We start from the raw sequence: 19,909 nt of genomic DNA on the forward strand, positions 1-19,909 counted from the left end.
ACTTATAACGATGCAAACATGCTGACTGCCCAGACCAACCGATTGGGAGAAAATGTTTTGGGACAGTATTCCGTCAGCTACTATCTGGACGGCAACAAGGAAAGCATTGCGGAGAGCGGAAAGCCGACCACCAGCTATCTCTATGATGATATGGGCAGGCTGACCCAGGAGGTTATCGCCGGGGAAAGCCAGACCAACTATCAGTACGACAGCTTCCTGAACCGGAGCCGGAAGGTGGAAAAGGATGCGTCGGGCAACGTCATAAAGACAAACACTTATCAGTATAATAAGAATAACTGGCTGCTGGAAGACCGGGAAACAGCGGGAGAAAGCCAAGGGAATGAAGTAATCAGAAACTTCTTCTATGACAACATGGGCAATCAGACCATGAAGACCATCACCACCATCGGCGAAGCAGCCGGAAGCCAGTCGGTCACCATCGGGGAGGATCCTAACGGAATCCAGCTGTTTGAATACGATCCGCTGAACCGGATGACAAAGTCCACCATAAACAATGTGACAACGACGTACACATACGACGCCAATGGTTTACGCCAGAGCAAAACCACCAACGGCGTGACCACCAGCCATATCTATGACGGGCAGAATATTGTCATGGACAGCAAGAGCGGAGAAAAACAAATCTTCCATAGAGGTATTTCCCTGATTTCCAGAACCGTAAACGGAGGAAGCAAGGAGTATTATACCTTCAATACCCACGGAGATACCGCACAACTGGTCAACGCAAGCGGAACCATATTAAAAGATTATACCTACGATGCATTCGGGAACCAGAAACAGGAACAGGCAGAAGACAACAATCCGTTCCGTTACTGCGGAGAATATTTCGATAGTGAAACCGGATTTATCTATCTCAGGGCAAGGTATTATGACAGTTCTATCGGGAGGTTTATTTCTGAAGATCCAATTCGAGATGGAATGAATTGGTTTATTTATTCAAACAATAATCCACTACTATTTGCTGATCCAAGTGGATTGAAACCTTCCGTGTGTCAAGCAGCTAAAATGTCCAAACATATATATGAATATGATAAAAACTCTAGCAGAAACGAACGAACGGTGGAAGGCTGGCGATTGATAGATGTATGGAAAGGCCGTGAAAGTTTAAAAATGGGAATTTATATAAAAGACAGTGACAATTGGCAAAATCCTTCGGAATATGCTATCGTATTTAGAGGAACATCAACTTGGTTCGACGAAGATGGACTTAGCAGTGAAGGGCGAAACAATTTGGAAGCTGGCGCTTCAGGAAAATCAGCGGATCTATGGGATGCAATGAATTTTGCTAAATGGTTTGTAGATTCTCATTCTCAGGAAGTAACTTTTGTTGGTCATTCAAAAGGTGGCGGTGAAGCTATTGTAGCTGCAGATTATATGGATAAAGACGCAATTACATTTAATGCAGCAAATTATAGTTTCAAAAAATATGTTTCGGGAAAAGGAAAAGGCAGGATTGATAATTATTATATTGAACGTGAAATACTTTCACCATTGATAGGTACAGCAAGTATTGGAGAAACACATTGGTATCCTACACGATATTGGGCAAAAGAATGGGATGTATTAGGAAAAAAAATTAAAATGTCTGCTCCAATCAAGAATCATGCTATAGAAACAGTAATTGAATCAGTTTGCTAGGAGGATATTTATGAAAAAAAAACGAAAAGCTATTGGTATTATAGTGATACTATTTATAATAATCTCACTTTTACTAATTGGCATTTTGTATTTCTTAGTAATGAGTGGTGCTGTATTTTCATTGATGCCAGATCCTCCTGCACCTGAAATTACATATGGAGAGTTTGATTATAAATTAGTGTATGAGTTAAATGATGAAACAAAAGTATCTGAAGGCACTTTTATATGTGAATTTGCTGGATTTTATAGTTTAGGAAGTGCAGGAAAATATCGCAAGTGGAACATGCACTTAAACAATGATGAGAATTATATTACTCTTTTAGATTTAAGTAATGGGGATGTTGTTGATGATTTTAACCATAAAATTTTGAAATTATATTTTTCTCCTGGAAACCCAGGATATTACATGGGGGACAATTCTATTGATATTGGACAACAGCCGTGGGATTTAAAATGGATAGATTATATGTATGAAGATACTGATGGCACAATAGGACATAGTGGCTATCGAGCAGACGAAGCATATGAGAAATACAAAATCAAACTTATAAGTTGGGAAGTATCTTCACCAATTCAAAACAGTTTCCATTAGTCAACGCAAGGTTAGAAAACGGTTCTATTGACAACATCTAGTGTATGTTAAATTGTTTCAGGGGACAAATTTGATGTCTGACGACAGGTGACATTATTTTCGTCCCCTGTCTTTTCTTCTGTATCCATCCATGAAAAGTACGACAAGCTGGGGAATCTGAGCTATCAGAAGGATGGCCATTGCGGAAACCGGAAAGTAGAACCTATTGTTTCTCATTTTATGGTTCTGGAAGCTATCCTAACGAAGGACAGGGTTCAAAGGAGGTTATTTTTACACGATGAAGATAATGCAAAAGATAACTTTAATGTTATGTAGTATAACTGCATTATTTTACCTAATAGGATTCATACCAATTAAATGGGCAATAAAAAAAGAAGACATTAAGGATGATAGAGAAAATTATATCGTTGTACAGGCAGAGGCATCTACAGTTTCAGCTTGGATCTACGAAAAAGAGTCCGAATGGCGAAATGTATCGCTTCTGAATGAAACTATCAGAAAATTTAATAGAGAGTTAGCAGGTTTGGGTAATCAATATATTTGTTATGGAAAATTTAACGGTTCAACAGAAAGTATTGGTATCCAAGTAGAACTTTTTGATGTAACAGGTTGGGATATCCTGTATCCTATTAAACGTAACAAATATATGGAGGGTATCTTGCCCAAATCATATTTATGTATCTTTGATAAGGCAGAAAGTTTATATTATACCTTATTTTGGTGGAAAGGATAAACCAAGTACATTGAACGATCTATGTCTTGACGAAGAAAAGCACGAAATATCTATTCTATCAAAAACCTTTTAAAAATGGGGACTGGAAAACTCTAGCCCCCAAAATATTGTTTTTCTCAAGCCTCCATTATTCTTTAAACTTTGTTTTATTATGTCACAAATTCAATAAGCGATTTGCTCCTAAAAGAGCATCGGCTATTTTTTCTAAATCTTTCATCGAAAACTTATCATTTCTAAGTTTATTTATTACTTCTCCAGCAGAACCTCCTAAACGAATTATAATTCTGCTATCATAACAGCGCTTATACGCCATTGCTATTTTTTAGCTTATCGTACTGAGTGAGATTCTTTTAAAGCAGATGCCAAGATTGAGATAAACTGAGCTGTACCCGGCTTTTTCTCCAAAGGATGACCCGCCATCTTCTCCAATGATTCAGAATTGTTATTCCAAATCATCGTTAAAATCGTCCGTATATTACGCTCCACTGCATTCCATGTAGTATGATACTTTTTCGCTACTTCGGGATATAGCCGCTTTGTCACCAGTGATAATCTTTGCGGCTTCTGTGCAGCTAAATATACTGCATAAGCGGTTTGTGTATAGCCTTTATAATTAGATGAAATCCCCAGCATATGAAACAGCTTGTACACCTTAGGCATTTCAATACTATCTCTAAACAGCATCTTTGTTTTCCACCTCACAAATCAGTTCTCGAAAATCCAACAAAAGCTGTTTTATTTCTTTTTCTTCCATGAGGTTCATAAGAAACAGCAAAGATTGAGCGGACAAACAGTACTTTCCTGTTTCCAGATAGCTATAAGCCCTTGGAGTAATATGCAGTAACTCTGACATTTTATCTTGAGATACTTTTAGCTTACATCGAATACTTGATGTATAATTTGTAAGTAAATCTTTCACAATTGATTTGTAGGTGCTCACTGTATAAAACCTCCATATTCTTATATTTTATGGATATTTTATAACGTTCGGAAGTATATTTCAATGAAGCACACTTCTATCGGGTGAATTTTGCTATTTAATAAAGAATTTGTGTGGCTTAATCACTGGGCTGTCTGAATGTGGATGATCATAAAATCATGGCTTAACAATCCTCAAAGGGAGCGTGCCTATTTTTACACATTTTCAATTGACGAATAAATTTCAACTAGAAAGCGTAATCGAAATATCAAGAAGAATAACAACAAGAACTAAAAACATGCAAAATCTTTAATATGAGAAATATATCATATCCAAGAAAATATTCCATTAAAAAAAGCACTTTAATAAAGTGCTTTTTTGGAGGCGCCACCCAGATTTGAACTGGGGAATAAAGGTTTTGCAGACCTCTGCCTTACCACTTGGCTATGGCGCCATACTATATTATATGGAAACTTAATAAAATGTTGAAAACAAAAGACGCAAAAATATGCGTCTTTTATCTTCTGTGGAGCGGAAGACGAGATTCGAACTCGCGACGTTCACCTTGGCAAGGTGACGCTCTACCACTGAGCCACTCCCGCAAATGGTGCCTCCGGGCGGAATCGAACCACCGACACGGGGATTTTCAGTCCCCTGCTCTACCGACTGAGCTACAGAGGCAAAATCTCAATCTTCAAAAAGATGAGATTCTGGCGACCCGGATGGGGCTCGAACCCACGACCTCTAGCGTGACAGGCTAGCGTTCTAACCAACTGAACTACCGGGCCAAATTTAAGTGGTGGGCACAATAGGGCTCGAACCTATGACCCTCTGCTTGTAAGGCAGATGCTCTCCCAGCTGAGCTATGCGCCCACTTCATTGTGTAAACAACAAAAATTATTATACACTATTTAAAACAAGTTGTCAATACTTTTTTGAATATTTTTCATATTTTATCAACGTTGCTTTGGTCGTCTCACTGACAAGAGTTATTATACACAACAAAAAGATAAATGTCAAGCATTTTTGAAATGTTTTTATTATTTTTTTTGATTTCTTTTTTCCAAAATTTCCTTTGCCTGAACAGCTACTCTTCGATACATTTCCAGCTCTTCCAATGTGAAGTCATATTTTTTATTACAAAAATGGCATACGGTTTCAATCCCCTCTTTTGCTTCGATCATACGTCCCAGTTCCTCTTCTCCCAAAGAAATCAAACCTCTTTCAAACCGTGCCTTGGAGCAATCACACTGATATTTCGGATAAAGTGTTTCAATGCATTCATAGTCCAGTCCATTTAATAATATGCCCAGGATATCCTGAATATTTTCATGTTCTGCTAACAATTTTGAAATCGTAATTCCGGAATTCAGAATTTCTTCTATCTTTACGATGGTTTCTTCCGATGCCTCTGGCAGCAATTGAATCATAAATCCGCCGGCTTTAAGCACACAGCCGGATTCCTTGTCCACCAAAACGCCCAGCCCTATTGAGGTCGGAATTTGCTCTGACTTTGCAAAGTAGTAAGTGATATCCTCGGCGATCTCGCCGCTGACCAGGGGAATGGTTCCCGTATAGGGCTCTTTCAGCCCGATATCTTTTACAATTGTGAGTGTTCCGTTCGTGGTAAGCAGTCCGCCCACATCCAATTTACCATCCGCACGCAGAGGCAGATCCGCATCGGGATTACTGATATAGCCTTTTACCTCACAGGCTGCATTGGAAAGAGTAATAATATTTCCTGCTCTGCCTTCCGTACGAATCTGGATGGAAACAGAATCCTTTTCTCCTTTCAAATCAGCTCCCAGTATCACATTTGCCGTCAGTGTTCTTCCCAAAGCGGCTGTAGCAGTCTTCGTCGTATGATGCCTTCTGCGCGCCTCATCTGTCAATTCTGTGGTATCCGCTACATAAACCCGGACTTCCCCGTTTAATGTCAATGCTTTTATTATTGTATTCATCTTGATTCTCCTATCTTCTGTGCAACCATAAATATCCGTTCCGACGCAGGTTTTGGCCTGCGAAAGGAAAAGGCATCATATGTACCAAGCAATTTCAGCCCCGCTTCTTTTAACATTGTACCCAGTTCACCCGGCGCATATGCTCTCTCATAATGTTCTTCATAGAACCTTTCAAACAAGGTTCCTTTTTCCCGGTAAAACAGATCAATAAAAAACGTGCAGATCCCAGAACGCTTGTCCAGTTCATTCTGCCAAACACAATAGACGCTTTCCTTGTCATAGACAAAGGTGTTTCCATCCAGGACATTTTGAAACTTATGGGGAGTATTGATATCGAAGATAAAAATGCCGCCAAAATTCAAATAATTTTTTACCAGGCGAAACATTCTTTTTAAATCCTTTTTCGAAAGGACATAGTTGACTGCATCCAAAGCAGAATAAATAACATCAACTGTCCCGTACAATTCAAAATCCGTCATATCCTGCTGAAGAAACAGCACTTTATCCGTTTTCGTGCGGGCAATGTTCAGCATTTCCCCGGAGATATCCACGCCTATCATGTCATAGCCACGGTTCGCCATCATAGCTGTTACCGTTCCTGTCCCACACCCTAAATCCAGAACCAGTTCCGGCTTGATTCCCTGTCTTGCAAAAATTTCTTCATAGTAGTCCGCAAATTGTTTGTATGCAATATTATCCGTCAGCAAGTCATAGCCGCGGGCAAAAGAATTATACATTTTCTTTTCCGCCCAGCCTTTCCAAGGCCAAAAGGTAACCATCGTTGCCGTAATTCAGGCAGCGGCTGACCCGGCTTATGGTGGCGGTGGACGCCCCTGTTTTCTTTGCCACATCGGAATAGATCTCGTTATTGTGAAGAAGCTTGGCCACTTCCATACGCTGTGCCATAGACTGCAGTTCTGTTATCGTACACAAGTCCTCAAAAAAAGCCTTACATTCTTCCACATTCTTCAATGTGAGGATCGCTTTATATAAACCCTCTATCACCGGCGTATCCAGTTTTTTATTCATGGCGGTTACCCCTTTCTGTTAAATATCCTCAATCTGCCAATCGATCGGTTCCTTATGCAGGGAACTTAAAATTTCATTTGTTTTGGAAAAATGCTTACAGCCGAAAAATCCATTATATGCGGACAACGGGCTTGGATGTGCAGCTTTTAATATGTAATGCTGGGGATTTGTAATTAGCCCTTCCTTCCGCTTTGCATTCCCGCCCCACAGCAGAAAAATCACCGGTTCTTCCCTCTCGTTCAGCTTACGGATGATCTCATCTGTGAGAAGCTGCCATCCGATATCCTGATGAGAGTTGGCACGATACGCTTCCACTGTAAGGGAAGCATTTAACAGAAGGACACCTTGTTCCGCCCATTTTTTCAAATAACCGTTGTTGGGAATACGAAGCCCTAAATCACTCTGCAGTTCCTTATAAATATTCTGAAGGGACGGCGGTGTAGAAATTCCCGGTTTCACAGAGAAGGATAGTCCATGCGCCTGCCCGTCCCCATGATAAGGATCCTGTCCCAGAAGCACCACTTTTGTATCTCGATAGCTGGTATATTTCAATGCGTTAAAGATATCGAACATGTCAGGGAACACTTTCTTATGAGCGTATGCCTCTTTTAGAAACTCCCTGATTTTCGCATAATATTCTTTCTGAAACTCTTCTTTTAAAATTTCATCCCAATCATTTCCGATATTCACCATAGGAACACCTCCACTTTCGTATTATATCACTTTAACGCGTAAAAGTAAAGGAGAAAAAACAACGGCTGTATCAAAAAAATACAGCCGTATAGAACAATAAAAGCATAAAACTAGTCTGGTTTCAAACTATTTTGCTTCTATCTGCTGGGTCTCAAAAGAAAGCGGTAATTTATCTGTTTCTCACTGAGCTGATATTTCTCCATCAGTTGGGGACCGCAGCTTCCGGATCCAATCCCCGAAACCTTATAATCCACTCTCAAGATATTTTTCCCGCTCCTTTCCAATTCAAAAGCATGCCCCTTTTTGGTCAATTCCTCTGCCGAATAGCTGGACAGTTGGCAGGCCACCGGGCTATGCGCCGCTATTTCCATTCCGTTTTCCATCCACAGATGTGTAACCCCCTCATGATTGCCGTGCTCCTGCGGCATGATATAGGGTACATATTCTTTCTCCACCGTGCTGTGATAAAGTCCCATTCCCACGTGATGGCACATATCCGCATAGTTTTCATAGGGACCTTTTCCGAAATAGGAGAACTTGTTCCAGTCGTCGTTAAAAGAGATCTCAAAGCCGAACCGCGGCAGGTAAACAATATTTTCCCTCACCCTCGCCGATACATCGAAAAGAATTTCTCCGCTGTCTGAAATGATATAACGGTTTTCATAATGCAGAAAAGGAGCTCTGGCCAATCCGCTGAGGGATCCCTGCACAGTAATCACATTTTGTTCTATTTTCCAGCTGTAAATTTTATTGCTGAGCAGATTGAAATTGTAAGACGCCATATTGTCCTCATAAAGTCCCCAGCGTTTTTTAATCTGGCGATCGTTATCGGCAGGCGCCCGCCAGACCGTCATTTTTATCTGGCCGTCCAGCAATTCTTTTCCGTCTCGAACGAGGGAATCAAACGCGCCGTAATGGGTATTAAAGCGATAAGTGAATTCTTTTCCAGACAGAACAGCATACTCTTTTTCCAGGGTTATTTGCAGTTGTTTCGCAGTGCCGGAGATGACTGTTTTTTCTTGCGGGACCAGAAGAGTATGCTGTTCGAAAGCCAGTTCATATCCCTCTTTGCACCATGGTGTTTCCCGTTTCTCAACAAGGTAGATATTCAGATAAGCCCCCAAACAGCAGACCTCCGGCATGGAAAAACAAAGCTTATACTCTTTTTTCTCATGGGGTGCAATATCACAGCAAAGCGCACCATTCTCCATGGCTTTTCCGTCAATCATAATCTGCCATTGCAGAATATAGTGTTTCAGATTTGTAAAATCAAACCGATTTTCCACCGTCAACAAGTCTCCTGACAGTTCTGTTCTGATTGGCTGATAAACCGCTTTTGCCTCCAGCGTTCCAGCTTTGAAGCTTCTGTCAGGAAAGACAAGACCGTCGCAGCAGAAATTTCCGTCGTGTATTGGCTCGCCGGAATCTCCGCCATAAAGATATCCTTTTTCGCAGAGAACGGTATGATCCGCCCATTCCCAGATACAGCCGCCCAGCAGTTTCGGATTGCGATATATCTTTTCCCAGTAATCAAAAATGTCTCCCGGTCCATTGCCCATGGCATGGGAATATTCACACAGAAACACCGGACGTTTGTCGCCGTCCACAATCAAGTCTTCCAGCTTATCCACATCAATATACATATAGGACAGCAGATCAACCGAAGGAGGATTCCCCACTTCGCAGGCGCGTTCATAATGTACAAGCCGGCTGCCATCCCGTTTCCGGATCCATTCGCTCATGGTATCAAAGGCCTTCGCATAGCCACTTTCATTCCCCAGTGACCAGACAATGACACTGGGATGATTTTTGTCCCGTTCCACCATTCTTGTAACCCGTTCCAGAAAAGCATCCTGCCATTCATCCCTCTGCGCAGGCCAATCTTCATGGTAATCCTCGAATCCCAGCGGTTCTTTCCGGGACGCAAAGCCGTGCAGCTCCACATCCGCCTCGTCAATCACATAAAACCCCAGTTCATCGCACATATCCAAAAAGGCCGGCGCCGGAGGATAGTGAGAGGTACGGATGGTATTGATGTTCAGCTGCTTCATCAGCAGTAAATCCTTTCGCATATCCTCCTCGGTCAGATAATACCCTTGCACTGAATGGGAATCATGGTGATTGATCCCCTTGAGCTTAATCGGTAAGCCGTTTAATAAAAGCTCTCCGTTCTCCGCCTGGTCCAAGATACGCATTCCAATCTTCTGAGGGATATATTCATCCCCTCGTTTCAGGATAACGGTATATAGAGCCGGTGTCTCCGCCGTCCACAGCTTGGGATGCTCCACCGCAAAACAAACGGTATTCACGCCTTCCGCTGAGTCAAGCAATGTCTTCCCATCATACAGGAAGCACTCCGCTTTTCCGTCAAACATGACCGTGATTGTATCCAGAGAAGTTTGTATTTCAACATCCTGAATGCCGTCATACTCCCGGCTGAGCAGATAAACATCCCGGAAAATACCCGACATGCGAAAAAAGTCCTGATCCTCCAAGTAACTTCCGACACACCATTTTAAAACCTTGACCTGGATTTGATTTTTTCCCGCATGAACCGCTTTGGTAATATCAAATTCCGCCTGCATATGGCTTCCCTGACTCATTCCAATCTCCACGCCGTTGACGGAGAGGTAAAGGCAGGAGCTGACGCCTTCAAATACAAGCATTGTCCGCTTTTTCAGCCATGTATCGGGAATATCCGCTGTGCAGGCGTAAACGCCGCAGGGATTGTCATCCGGTACATAGGGCGGATCGACCGGATGGGGATAGTTAACATTCGTATAATAAGGTTTTTCATACCCCTTCATTTGCCAGTTGGAGGGCACCTCTATTTCATCCCATTCTTCTATGGCATCCGGTACATCAATATCGCGGTTGAAATATTTGAATTTCCAAATCCCATTCAATATCTGAACATTTTCCGATGTGTTCCGCTCCATTGCAAGCGCCCCATACAGACTATGATAGGGAATAAAAGAAGTCCGCTCTTTTTCTCTGTTTCTGCTTGTTACCATTGGATTTTCATAATCTCTCATAAGAATCCTCCCAATTCGGTTGAAAAATTTCTTTCTATGTTTTATTATAGAGAAAAGAGGAAAAATAGCAAGGGCAACATTTGAAGAAAACATGTAAAATATGAAGGTGAATTCGATGAAAGTAATCTCTTTTTCCAACCTCAATCACAGCCTGCCCATTTATATAACAGGAATCGGGCTGGATTATCCCCAGGATGAAATGCGAAGAGAAGAGGGCTTTGAGGATTATCAGTGGCTGGAAAACGCCGGCGGAAGCGGAATTTTATATGCCGGCGGTGAATCCTATCCCATCGAGGGACAAATGGGCTTTTTGCTCCCGAAAGGATTGCCGCATCACTACCGCCCCGTATCGAAAAATTGGGTCGTGCATTGGGTGACCTTTAGCGGAGACGCAGTACTCCCTTATTTTCACTCCCTGCATCTGGAATCCTTTTTGCTGTGCGGCGAATCGGTTCTGCCTTGCCTGAAACGTGCCGCTGCGCAGGAGGATACGCTGGACGGAGGAGCTGGAAACTCCGCAATTATGATCGAACTTCTCTGCCAGCTCGCCAAAGGCGGAGAACACCATGTTCTCTCCCCCGCCATCTCCTATCTGTACGAACATTACCGCGAGGATATCCTTCTCACGGATTTGGCAGCTGTTATGAATCTCTCTCCTCAGCATTTCTGTAAGCTTTTTCTGAAATATACCGGTTCTCGCCCCTTCTCCTATCTGGCAAAACTCCGCATCTCCAAAAGCAAGGAGCTGATGCTGTGTGACCGTTCCCTTTCCGTCCGCCAGCTTGCGGAGGCAGTGGGCTATCATTCCTATCAGTATTTCATTCGGGTATTCAAAAAACTGGAAGGTATTTCACCGGGTGAGTACCGAAGAAATTTTCTTTCGTAGCGCTGAGAATGATGATTCGAAAATAATGATTGACTTTTGGGCTTCTTAATTGTATAATTATTATGGGCTTCAAAAGTGAGGTGAATTCATTGCCTGAAAAAAAGAAATTAGGTCGTCCTACAGATAATCCGAAAGGGACATCGATTCATGTTCGCCTGGATGAAGAGTGCAGAATAACTTTAGAAAAATATTGTCAGCAAAAGAATGTCACTAAAATGGAGGCAACGAGACGAGGTATCAAAAAACTGAAGGAAGATCTAAATTAAAAAGGAAGTCCGGCTTTCCCGACCAAAGCAAATCCGAACTTCCCCAACTCGCACCTTCTGCAAAAGCAGAGATACATAAATACTATACCATATGTATCTTTCTCTTTCAAGCAGTTTGTGCGTAATTTGAAAGGATGAAAGAAAAAATGGACATTTTAAAAAAGCTATTTTTGGGTGAAATCTCCCCTATTGAACAGCTTCGACCTCAGACTACGGAATACGATGGTTATGCACAGAAGTATTTTCAATATGAAAAACAGTTTTACAGTCGGCTGGACGAAGAATCAAAAAAACAGTTTCAAGAACTTTTCGAGCTGGAAAGCCAAATGGAACTAGAAGAATTTTCCCTGTGCTTCTGCCGCGGTTTTAAGCTGGGGATCCAACTTATGCTGGCGGCAATGGAAACATAGAATTTCGCTGGAAGCAATGATAACAAAATTAAATGTTTTCAATTAAAATAATGGTTCTGAGCCAATCTTTCAAGTATAATACAACGGCTCAGAACCGTTTTCACTTTATCCCCCAATATGTATAATAAATTTCCTTTCGTTTGCCAATACTATAAAAAGAAGATTTCAAAAAATATATGCCGTGAACAACGGCGGATTGGAGAATACTTATGTCACATCAGCACCTTTTTTATCAGCCTGTGGGAAAGCCGGACTATGAGGCTTTGAAGTTTCAGCTTGGTTCCATGCGGGGCATTATCTCGATGGATATCGACGGGGAAAGCAGCGGCGTTTCGGTAGACTATGATGACATTTATGTCAGCGAGACACAAATCTCCAGATGCCTGAACGAAATCGGTTACAGGAGAAAAGAAAAATGCTAGGACAATATGCCGGAAGAGAGGAACCACCATGAATGCAAACAACCTGATCGCCGAAATGTCTCCCTATCTGCTCCAGCACGCCTATAATCCGGTGCACTGGTATCCATGGGGAGATGAGGCTTTTTCCAAAGCAGAGACAGAGGATAAGCCGGTTTTTCTGTCCATCGGTTATTCCACCTGCCACTGGTGTCATGTGATGGAGGAGGAATCCTTCGAGGACAAAGAGGTGGCAGAAATCCTGAACCGCTCTTTTGTCGCTGTCAAAGTGGATCGCGAGGAACGTCCGGACATTGACACGGTCTATATGACGGTTTGCCAGGCCATGACCGGACAAGGCGGCTGGCCCTTGACTATCCTGATGACGCCGGAAAAGAAACCGTTCTTTGCCGGAACGTATTTTCCCAAGCACAGTTTCCGGCAAATGCCAGGTCTTGTGGAGCTTTTGGAGCTCGTTGAAGCGCAATGGCAAAACAGCCGCGGAGAGTTGTTGGAAGCAGGCGAAAAAATCGCTGTGTTTGCCAGCCAGCTTGAGGAGCAAACCAGCGGTGCGAAAATCAATGAGAGCGTTTTAAAGGACGCGCTTCAGCAATTTAAGGATGCATTTGACCAAAAATACGGCGGCTTTTCCCCCGCTCCCAAGTTTCCCACCCCGCACCATCTTCTGTTTCTGTTACAATACAAGTCTTCCTGCGCTATGGCGGAGAAAACGCTGGAATCCATGTACCGCGGCGGCATTTTTGACCACATTGGCTTCGGATTTTCCCGCTATTCCACCGACCGAAAATGGCTCGTACCCCACTTTGAAAAAATGCTGTATGACAACGCGCTTTTGGCCTATACCTATCTTTCCGCCGATTCCCCTTTCTTCCACAAAGTAGCAGAAAAAGTTCTTCGGTATCTGGAGCGGGAGATGCGTTCGCCGGAAGGTGGTTTTTATTCCGCACAGGATGCCGACAGCGAAGGTGAGGAGGGAAAATATTATGTGTTCACTCCCGAGGAAATCATCCGCCAATTGGGAGCGGAAAAGGGAGTGGCCTTCAACTTGCATTTTGATATCACTCAGAACGGGAATTTTGAAGGGAAAAGCATTCCTAATCTGCTCAGCAACACCGCGTTTCAAATGGAAGATCGAGAGATAGAAAAGGCGGCCGAAATCCTGTATTCCTACCGCAGGCAAAGAACAAAGCTTCATCTGGATGACAAGATACTGACCTCGTGGAATGGAATGGCGCTGGCCGCATTTTCCAAAGCCTACCGCGTTTTAAAAGCGGAGAACGATTTAAAACTGGCGGAAAACTGCTATTCTTTCATCGAGAACCATCTCTCTATGGAAAAGAAGCTGTTTGTCCGCTATCGCAATACGCAGACCGCAGGAAAAGGCCATTTGGACGACTATGTATTTTATATCTGGGGATTAACCGAACTATATCAGGCAACCGGACGTCCGCTGTATCTCGCAAAGGCGGCGGACTACTGCAGTACGGTTCTAGAAGCCTTCTGTGATGAGAAGAACGGCGGATTTTTTCTCACGGAAAACAGTGCCGAAACGCTTTTATTCCGTCCCAAAGAAACCTATGACGGTGCAATCCCATCCGGAAACTCCATGGCGTTTTATGTCTTTGTCCGCCTGTATCAGCTGACCGGAAGAAAGGAATATCAGGAAGCCTCTGAACGACAGTTGGCTTTTTTAAGCGGAAAACTCACCGAATATCCTATGGCGCACAGCTTTTCCCTCTATGCGCTTCACCGGTATTTTCATCCCGGCAAACGCTTGGTTTGCGTCTTGCGCACTCCGGAGGAACGGCAAAAGCTTTTACCTTACTTCCACAAGTTTGAAAACATACTGGTTTTAGGAACGGAGGAAGATGAACTGCTCCGAAGGACTGTCCTCCCCCTGGAGCACTATTCTCTGAAAGACGGAAAAACCACCTTCTATGTATGCGGAGAAAACAGTTGTTCTCCACCCTTCCACAATATCGAAAACTTAGAGAATTCATTGGATTAAATATGGAAAAGACCGTGAAACTGCTTCTGCAGTCCGCGGTCTTTTTTGGAAAACATCTTCTATTTTTTTTGCTCCATCGCTTTTTTCATGGCAAGCTCCAAAGCGCTCATTCCAGTATCTGCGCTTTTTTGCTTATTCAGATACTGCTGAACCTGTTTTTTGGACATGCCGGAGGAAGTCTCGCTCATTCTTTTGTGGAAGGATTCCGCCCGTTCCCGGTAGCCGCACTGGCAGCGGTAAGTCTTTTTCTCGTCCTTCCCAAACAGCTCCATGGTCTTGTGGCACTGGGGACACCGTGCGTTGGTCTTGATGCTGACGCTTTCCCTGTATCCGCACTCCCTGTCCTGACAAACCAGCATTTTGCCCCGCTTTCCGTTGACGCTCAGCATAAATTTACCGCACTGGGGACACACGTTTCCGGTCAGATTGTCATGAGTGTATTTTTCCTCGCTGGCGGCAACTGTCTGCACCAGCTTTTTCGCATATTTTTCAATTTCGCCGATGAAGGCGTCCTTGTTGTATTTGCCCTTGCTGATGGCTTCCAGCTGCTGCTCCCATTTTGCGGTGAGGAGCGGTTCCCGCAGATCCTGCGGAGCCAGCTTCACCAGCTGGATTCCCTTGGAGGTCGGCACGATGCTCTGCCCCTGCTTCTCCACATAGAAGGAGGAAAACAGCTTTTCAATGATATCCGCACGGGTTGCAGGCGTGCCCAAGCCGCCGCCGATGTACTCCTTCATACTCTTGTCGCTGATAAACGCGGAGGGATTTTCCATAGCGGAGAGCAGCGTCGCCTCGGTATACCTTGCAGGCGGCTTTGTCTTGCCGGATTTGACCTGAACGTTTTTGCAGGAGAAACTGTCCCCCCGTTTCAGAGCGGGCAAATCCTGTTCCTCCAGCTCCTCCTCGTCCGCAAAGTCATAGACCTTTTTCCAGCCCTTATCCACCGTTTCCCGGCCGACCGCGCTGAATTTCTCGCCGCCGGCTTCCAGCTCCGCCTTCTGCTGTTTAAACACATAACTCCCGTAGAAGCAGGTGAGAAAACGGCGTACCACCAGCAGATAAATCCTCCGCTCGTCATTGGTCAAATCGGACAGATTCACTGGCTGCTCGGTGGGAATGATGGCGTGATGGTCGGATACCTTTGCATTGTTGACACAGCTTTTGGCGATGGAACGCTTCCCGCCGATGATATCCCGCACCACGGGTGCAAACTCTCCCACCATCACCGCTTTCAGCCGTTCCGGAAGGGTGGGGACAATATCGTCGGTGAGATAGCGGGAATCGGTGCGGGGATAGGTCAAAGCCTTATGCCTTTCATACAGGCTCTGCATAAAGTTCAGGGTCTGTTTCGGGGAATAGCCGTACAGCTTGTTTCCATCCCGCTGCAATTCCGTCAGATCATAGAGAAGCGGAGGCGGCGTTCGTTTTTCGGTTGTCTTTAAATCCGTGATGCGGAAAGTTTGATTTTTCACTTTCTCCGCCACGGCGTCAGCTTTGTCCCGATCGAACGTGGAGTTCTGTCCTTTGGCGTCGTGCCAGTTCACATGAAAATTGCCCAGATTTGCCTGCACGGTGTAGTAATCCTTGGGGACAAAACGCCGGATATCTTCCTCCCGCGCCACAATCATAGACAGCGTGGGAGTCTGTACTCTTCCCGCGGAGAGCTGAGCGTTGTATTTGCAGGTCAGGGCGCGGGTTACGTTGAGCCCCACCAGCCAATCCGCTTCCGCTCTGCCCTGCGCAGACAGATACAGGTTCTGATATTCTCTTCCGTCCCGCAGATTGGAAAAGCCCTGCTTGATTGCCTTGTCGGTCTGCGAGGAGATCCACAGCCGTTTGATCGGCTTGCGGAAGCCCGCCTTTGCGAGAATCCAGCGTGCCACCAGTTCCCCTTCCCTTCCGGCGTCGGTTGCGATGATTAGGGAATCCACCTCCTTGCTGTGCAGCAGGTTTTTGACCACGCTATACTGCTTTGCCGTCTGGGGAATCACACAGAGCTCCATCTTTTTGGGCAGCATAGGAAGGGTTTCCATGCTCCAGGTTTTATACTGCTTGCCATATGCCTCCGGATCCGCCAGCGTCACCAAATGCCCCAGCGCCCATGTCACAATGTAACGGTCGCCGGAAAAGAATCCGCTGCCGTTCTTCCGGCATCCAAGCACTCTTGCCAGTTCCTTTCCCACCGACGGTTTTTCCGCCAGCACCAATGTCTTTGCCATTTTCTCGATTTCCTTTCTATTCTTCAGATTACCGCTGCACCTCAGAATCGAATTTTTTCCGGAAACGCCTTTTTCCGCAAAAGATTCCACATCTGATCGATATAAGACAGGGTATAATAATTTTCATAATAATGATAATAAAACGCGCCTTTTGACGTCATCTCATAGATTCCTCCGTGATGGGTAATATACTTCAGCCGTTTCGCCAGCCACAGTTCCAATCCGTATTTTTTTCTCAGCGGCACACCGAAGAATCCTTCAAAATCTGCTTCGGATACCCTTGTGGTATAGGCTGTCCAAAATAGATAATACACCATCCTCTGCCGTTCGGTAAAGCGCAGAGTCAATGCGGTTGGAAGATGATGCACGGCGATTCTGCGGATGTACTCCTCCACCGAAAAGGTATTGATTTTAAACTGTTTTTCCAAAAGAGTGGTGGCGGAACAGCCAAATCCTAAAAAGTTTTCCCGCGTCATAGAGGAATATTTTTTGCCGCCATGCTTAGAGAAAGTCCAGATAGATTCCCGATAACATCCTTTCTCTCTGCAATAGGAGGTGATATCTTCCAAAAGCTTTCTCTTTTCCCGATTATCCATAAGCGGAATCTGATGCTCCGCAAAGGAAAAATCAATAAACGGGTAAATTGCAATATGATCGGCACCGCCTTCAAAGGCAGTGTCAATATCCTGCTTCAACAGAGCAAAGGTTTCCCCGGGCAAAGCAAAAATAAAATCCATGGATACCGTCTCAAAAGCAACCTTGCGGATTGCCTGAAACATCGTTTCATAATCGGAGGAAGTCCGTCCCAGCACCTTCAAAAAAGTCTCCTGAAAGGATTGAATGCCAATGCTAATCTTTGTAACTCCCGCCTGTTTCAATTTCTGAAGAAGAGGAACTGTCACTTCATCCGGATGAAGTTCGATTCCAATCCCCTCTGTGATCTCAAAATAGATTTTCACCACACCGATTATTTCGGCAAGACGGTCGACAGCCAAAGCGGGAGAACCGCCGCCGATATACAGGCTAGTCACTGTTTTTTTACGATTTCCCTGTTGTTTTCCGACCAGATGAATTTCCTCTGTCAGTGCGTCTATGTATCTCTGTGCAAGCTGTTTTTCATATCTTACTTTACAGTAAGGACAAAAGGAACAAATCTCTCTGCAAAAAGGGATGTGTATGTAAAGTCCAAGCTGTTGTGTATCGGTATATGGAAGATTTTGATCATATTCTTTTGTAAAGCAAAAAGGTTTTGCTGATCTTGTCAGCCACATTCTTGCGGCGGTTGTAAGAAAGCTCATATCCTTTTCTCCGTAATCTTCAGATATATTTTAAATAAGTCGTCAGCATCTCAGACATAACACGCAGCTTTCCCTGAAATAGCAGAGCATACTCGGCCGCAAAGAAATAACCGCACCGGTCACACAAACCGGGTATGTCAATACATCTTCCGCAAACCGACAGTCTACCGTTCTCCATAACAACACATTGGGCGCAGGGGGTCGGAAACGAGTTATGGATCAGATAAGAAAAAGCGCTCTCTAGATTAAATACCGGATACCCCTGCCGTTTCAGTTTTCCGATGACACGGCAACATTGCTCTTTTTCCGCTTCGTTCAGATACAAGGTCTCCGTCCCCGGATACGGAGTATGAAAATTAAAAGAGACTGCCCGCACCTTCTCCTTTTCTTTTGCAATCTGACATACCCTTTCAACGGTATCTTTGTTTATTTGATTGATCGCCATATAGAGGCAGATATTATTGCCGGGTGATCGATCAATGTTCTCCATAATGGTGTCAAAGGTATCTCCGCGGATTTGATTGTGCCGTTGCCTATCGCCGTCAAGGCTTAAAAGAATCAGATCTGCCTTTGGCAATTCGAGGGGGAAAGTTCCATTGGTTACCGTATTTACAATCAGGAAACCCATCTGCTTCGCCTCTTTGACCAAATCCCGAAGCGTTTTCCCGCCGTCCTCCCACAGGAAGGTTTCGCCGCCGCAGAAAAAGAGTATCCGGATTCCCATCTGGTACAGTGTTTTCATCTCTCTTCGAATCTGCTCATACGGATAAATAACCGCTGTGATATTGTTGACGGCACAGTGCTTACAGGACAGATTGCATTTATCCGTCAGTATGATGGTTCCCAAAATGGGATCTTTTTTGTGAAACAAAATGGTTTTCAAACCAAATGCAGAAAAATAGAACAGAGAAGATCGTTTCATTTTTTCTCCTTTTTGCGAAATTGCTCCATATAAAATGTTTTCAAATATTGCTTTACAATTTCATCGCCAGTCTTCTATTTCAGGACAGAAACTCCATCCCCTCGCTTTTACACACGCTAATATGACATCACATTTCAATTTTTATCTTATTCCTTTACAACGTTTTCACATTCTTCTGCCCCAGCAGGCTCTCCAGAATGCCGACAAGGGTATCATCCCTTCTCACCCAGAGGGATTTCTCCGCCATGGTCTTCTGGTTCTTCTCCGCAAAATAGACATAGACAGGAATATTGCCGTGATATGCTTTCAGCGTCTCCTTCACCTGCGGAAGTGCCGCCTGGTTCTCTCCGGTGATTTTCAAATACAGACGGTTAAAGCCCTCCTGGTATTCATAGATGGAATCCAGATAGATACAAGCGTCCTCATCCTCCCGCTTGGAAACGCCGCCGTCCACTTCGACTACCAGACCATCCCGCAGCTGATGGGAGAACTGTTCAAATTTCTGTTGGTTACCGTATTTACAATCAGGAAACCCATCTGCTTCGCCTCTTTGACCAAATCCCGAAGCGTTTTCCCGCCGTCCTCCCACAGGAAGGTTTCGCCGCCGCAGAAAAAGAGTATCCGGATTCCCATCTGGTACAGTGTTTTCATCTCTCTTCGAATCTGCTCATACGGATAAATAACCGCTGTGATATTGTTGACGGCACAGTGCTTACAGGACAGATTGCATTTATCCGTCAGTATGATGGTTCCCAAAATGGGATCTTTTTTGTGAAACAAAATGGTTTTCAAACCAAATGCAGAAAAATAGAACAGAGAAGATCGTTTCATTTTTTCTCCTTTTTGCGAAATTGCTCCAT

The 19,909-nt window shown here is 44.1% G+C and carries 20 protein-coding genes and 5 tRNA genes; 8 read left to right on the top strand and 17 right to left on the bottom strand.

Annotated elements, in window-relative coordinates:
- The 3 genes from KQI32_RS05620 to KQI32_RS05630 form a co-directional block, all read left to right on the top strand.
- Positions 1 to 1,659 (top strand): RHS repeat-associated core domain-containing protein (locus KQI32_RS05620; protein ID WP_305854628.1); only part of this gene is annotated, 1,659 nt, incomplete at its 5' end.
- Positions 1,660 to 1,669: 10 nt separating this feature from the next.
- Positions 1,670 to 2,251: a hypothetical protein gene (locus KQI32_RS05625; RefSeq protein ID WP_177691804.1), complete on the top strand. Its 582-nt coding sequence runs from the start codon at positions 1,670 to 1,672 to the stop codon at positions 2,249 to 2,251.
- 277 nt (positions 2,252 to 2,528) lie between these two features.
- On the top strand, positions 2,529 to 2,984 hold the full coding sequence (locus KQI32_RS05630) for a hypothetical protein (protein ID WP_177691805.1): 456 nt from the start codon (positions 2,529 to 2,531) through the stop codon (positions 2,982 to 2,984).
- 327 nt (positions 2,985 to 3,311) lie between these two features.
- Here the strand turns inward: KQI32_RS05630 and KQI32_RS05635 are convergent, their stop codons facing one another.
- From KQI32_RS05635 to KQI32_RS05690, 12 genes are all read right to left on the bottom strand, one after another.
- The gene (locus KQI32_RS05635; RefSeq protein WP_253291082.1) at positions 3,312 to 3,668 is read right to left on the bottom strand and encodes a sporulation initiation factor Spo0A C-terminal domain-containing protein; all 357 of its coding nucleotides are present in this window, start codon (positions 3,666 to 3,668) and stop codon (positions 3,312 to 3,314) included.
- Entirely contained in the window at positions 3,658 to 3,924 is a 267-nt protein-coding gene (locus KQI32_RS05640; protein WP_216424264.1) for a helix-turn-helix transcriptional regulator, read from the bottom strand. The genes KQI32_RS05635 and KQI32_RS05640 overlap by 11 nt, the downstream gene beginning before the upstream one ends.
- A gap of 358 nt (positions 3,925 to 4,282) precedes the next feature.
- A tRNA-Cys gene (locus tag KQI32_RS05645) sits at positions 4,283 to 4,357 on the bottom strand.
- A 73-nt stretch (positions 4,358 to 4,430) separates the two neighbouring features.
- Positions 4,431 to 4,505, bottom strand: a tRNA-Gly gene (locus KQI32_RS05650).
- 3 nt (positions 4,506 to 4,508) lie between these two features.
- Positions 4,509 to 4,584: transfer RNA gene (locus KQI32_RS05655), tRNA-Phe, on the bottom strand.
- 30 nt (positions 4,585 to 4,614) lie between these two features.
- A tRNA-Asp gene (locus tag KQI32_RS05660) sits at positions 4,615 to 4,691 on the bottom strand.
- Between the two features lie 9 nt (positions 4,692 to 4,700).
- Positions 4,701 to 4,776 (bottom strand) — tRNA-Val (locus KQI32_RS05665).
- 167 nt (positions 4,777 to 4,943) lie between these two features.
- The gene (gene hslO / locus KQI32_RS05670) at positions 4,944 to 5,864 is read right to left on the bottom strand and encodes an Hsp33 family molecular chaperone HslO (protein ID WP_216424265.1); all 921 of its coding nucleotides are present in this window, start codon (positions 5,862 to 5,864) and stop codon (positions 4,944 to 4,946) included.
- Positions 5,861 to 6,601 (bottom strand): class I SAM-dependent methyltransferase, encoded by a 741-nt coding sequence (locus KQI32_RS05675; protein WP_216424266.1) that lies wholly within the window; start codon positions 6,599 to 6,601, stop codon positions 5,861 to 5,863. The genes hslO and KQI32_RS05675 overlap by 4 nt, the downstream gene beginning before the upstream one ends.
- A complete protein-coding gene (locus tag KQI32_RS05680) occupies positions 6,594 to 6,893 on the bottom strand; it encodes a YerC/YecD family TrpR-related protein (RefSeq protein ID WP_177691809.1) in 300 nt (99 codons plus the stop codon). Before KQI32_RS05680 ends, KQI32_RS05675 begins: the two co-directional genes overlap by 8 nt.
- A gap of 18 nt (positions 6,894 to 6,911) precedes the next feature.
- Positions 6,912 to 7,586, bottom strand: coding sequence for a uracil-DNA glycosylase (locus KQI32_RS05685; RefSeq protein WP_177691810.1), 675 nt, complete (start codon positions 7,584 to 7,586; stop codon positions 6,912 to 6,914).
- Positions 7,587 to 7,723: 137 nt separating this feature from the next.
- Positions 7,724 to 10,621: a glycoside hydrolase family 2 TIM barrel-domain containing protein gene (locus KQI32_RS05690; protein ID WP_216424267.1), complete on the bottom strand. Its 2,898-nt coding sequence runs from the start codon at positions 10,619 to 10,621 to the stop codon at positions 7,724 to 7,726.
- A gap of 115 nt (positions 10,622 to 10,736) precedes the next feature.
- Here KQI32_RS05690 and KQI32_RS05695 point away from each other — a divergent pair, with 115 nt between their 5' ends.
- The 5 genes from KQI32_RS05695 to KQI32_RS05715 all read left to right on the top strand — a co-directional run bounded on the left by KQI32_RS05695 (position 10,737) and on the right by KQI32_RS05715 (position 14,610).
- Positions 10,737 to 11,507 (top strand): AraC family transcriptional regulator, encoded by a 771-nt coding sequence (locus tag KQI32_RS05695; RefSeq protein WP_216424268.1) that lies wholly within the window; start codon positions 10,737 to 10,739, stop codon positions 11,505 to 11,507.
- An 89-nt stretch (positions 11,508 to 11,596) separates the two neighbouring features.
- Positions 11,597 to 11,773 carry a hypothetical protein gene (locus KQI32_RS05700; protein WP_253291083.1) on the top strand — a complete coding sequence of 59 codons (177 nt, stop codon included), beginning with the start codon at positions 11,597 to 11,599 and terminating at the stop codon, positions 11,771 to 11,773.
- Between the two features lie 146 nt (positions 11,774 to 11,919).
- Positions 11,920 to 12,183: a DUF6809 family protein gene (locus tag KQI32_RS05705; protein ID WP_216424270.1), complete on the top strand. Its 264-nt coding sequence runs from the start codon at positions 11,920 to 11,922 to the stop codon at positions 12,181 to 12,183.
- Between the two features lie 209 nt (positions 12,184 to 12,392).
- A complete protein-coding gene (locus KQI32_RS05710) occupies positions 12,393 to 12,605 on the top strand; it encodes a heavy-metal-associated domain-containing protein (RefSeq protein ID WP_216424271.1) in 213 nt (70 codons plus the stop codon).
- Between the two features lie 28 nt (positions 12,606 to 12,633).
- Positions 12,634 to 14,610 carry a thioredoxin domain-containing protein gene (locus tag KQI32_RS05715; RefSeq protein WP_216424272.1) on the top strand — a complete coding sequence of 659 codons (1,977 nt, stop codon included), beginning with the start codon at positions 12,634 to 12,636 and terminating at the stop codon, positions 14,608 to 14,610.
- Positions 14,611 to 14,669: 59 nt separating this feature from the next.
- On the opposite strand, the gene KQI32_RS05720 is transcribed toward KQI32_RS05715, so the two are convergent.
- The 5 genes from KQI32_RS05720 to KQI32_RS05740 all read right to left on the bottom strand — a co-directional run bounded on the left by KQI32_RS05720 (position 14,670) and on the right by KQI32_RS05740 (position 19,880).
- Positions 14,670 to 16,829: a DNA topoisomerase III gene (locus tag KQI32_RS05720; RefSeq protein ID WP_216424273.1), complete on the bottom strand. Its 2,160-nt coding sequence runs from the start codon at positions 16,827 to 16,829 to the stop codon at positions 14,670 to 14,672.
- 41 nt (positions 16,830 to 16,870) lie between these two features.
- A complete protein-coding gene (locus tag KQI32_RS05725; RefSeq protein ID WP_216424274.1) occupies positions 16,871 to 18,127 on the bottom strand; it encodes a coproporphyrinogen-III oxidase family protein in 1,257 nt (418 codons plus the stop codon).
- Positions 18,128 to 18,146: 19 nt separating this feature from the next.
- Positions 18,147 to 19,049: a radical SAM protein gene (locus KQI32_RS05730; RefSeq protein ID WP_216424275.1), complete on the bottom strand. Its 903-nt coding sequence runs from the start codon at positions 19,047 to 19,049 to the stop codon at positions 18,147 to 18,149.
- Between the two features lie 154 nt (positions 19,050 to 19,203).
- A complete protein-coding gene (locus tag KQI32_RS05735) occupies positions 19,204 to 19,503 on the bottom strand; it encodes a hypothetical protein (RefSeq protein WP_216424276.1) in 300 nt (99 codons plus the stop codon).
- A gap of 5 nt (positions 19,504 to 19,508) precedes the next feature.
- Entirely contained in the window at positions 19,509 to 19,880 is a 372-nt protein-coding gene (locus KQI32_RS05740; RefSeq protein ID WP_216424277.1) for a radical SAM protein, read from the bottom strand.
- Between the last annotated feature and the right edge of the window lie 29 nt (positions 19,881 to 19,909).

Source organism: Acetivibrio sp. MSJd-27 (assembly GCF_018918095.1).
GTDB lineage: Bacteria > Bacillota > Clostridia > UMGS1840 > HGM11507 > HGM11507.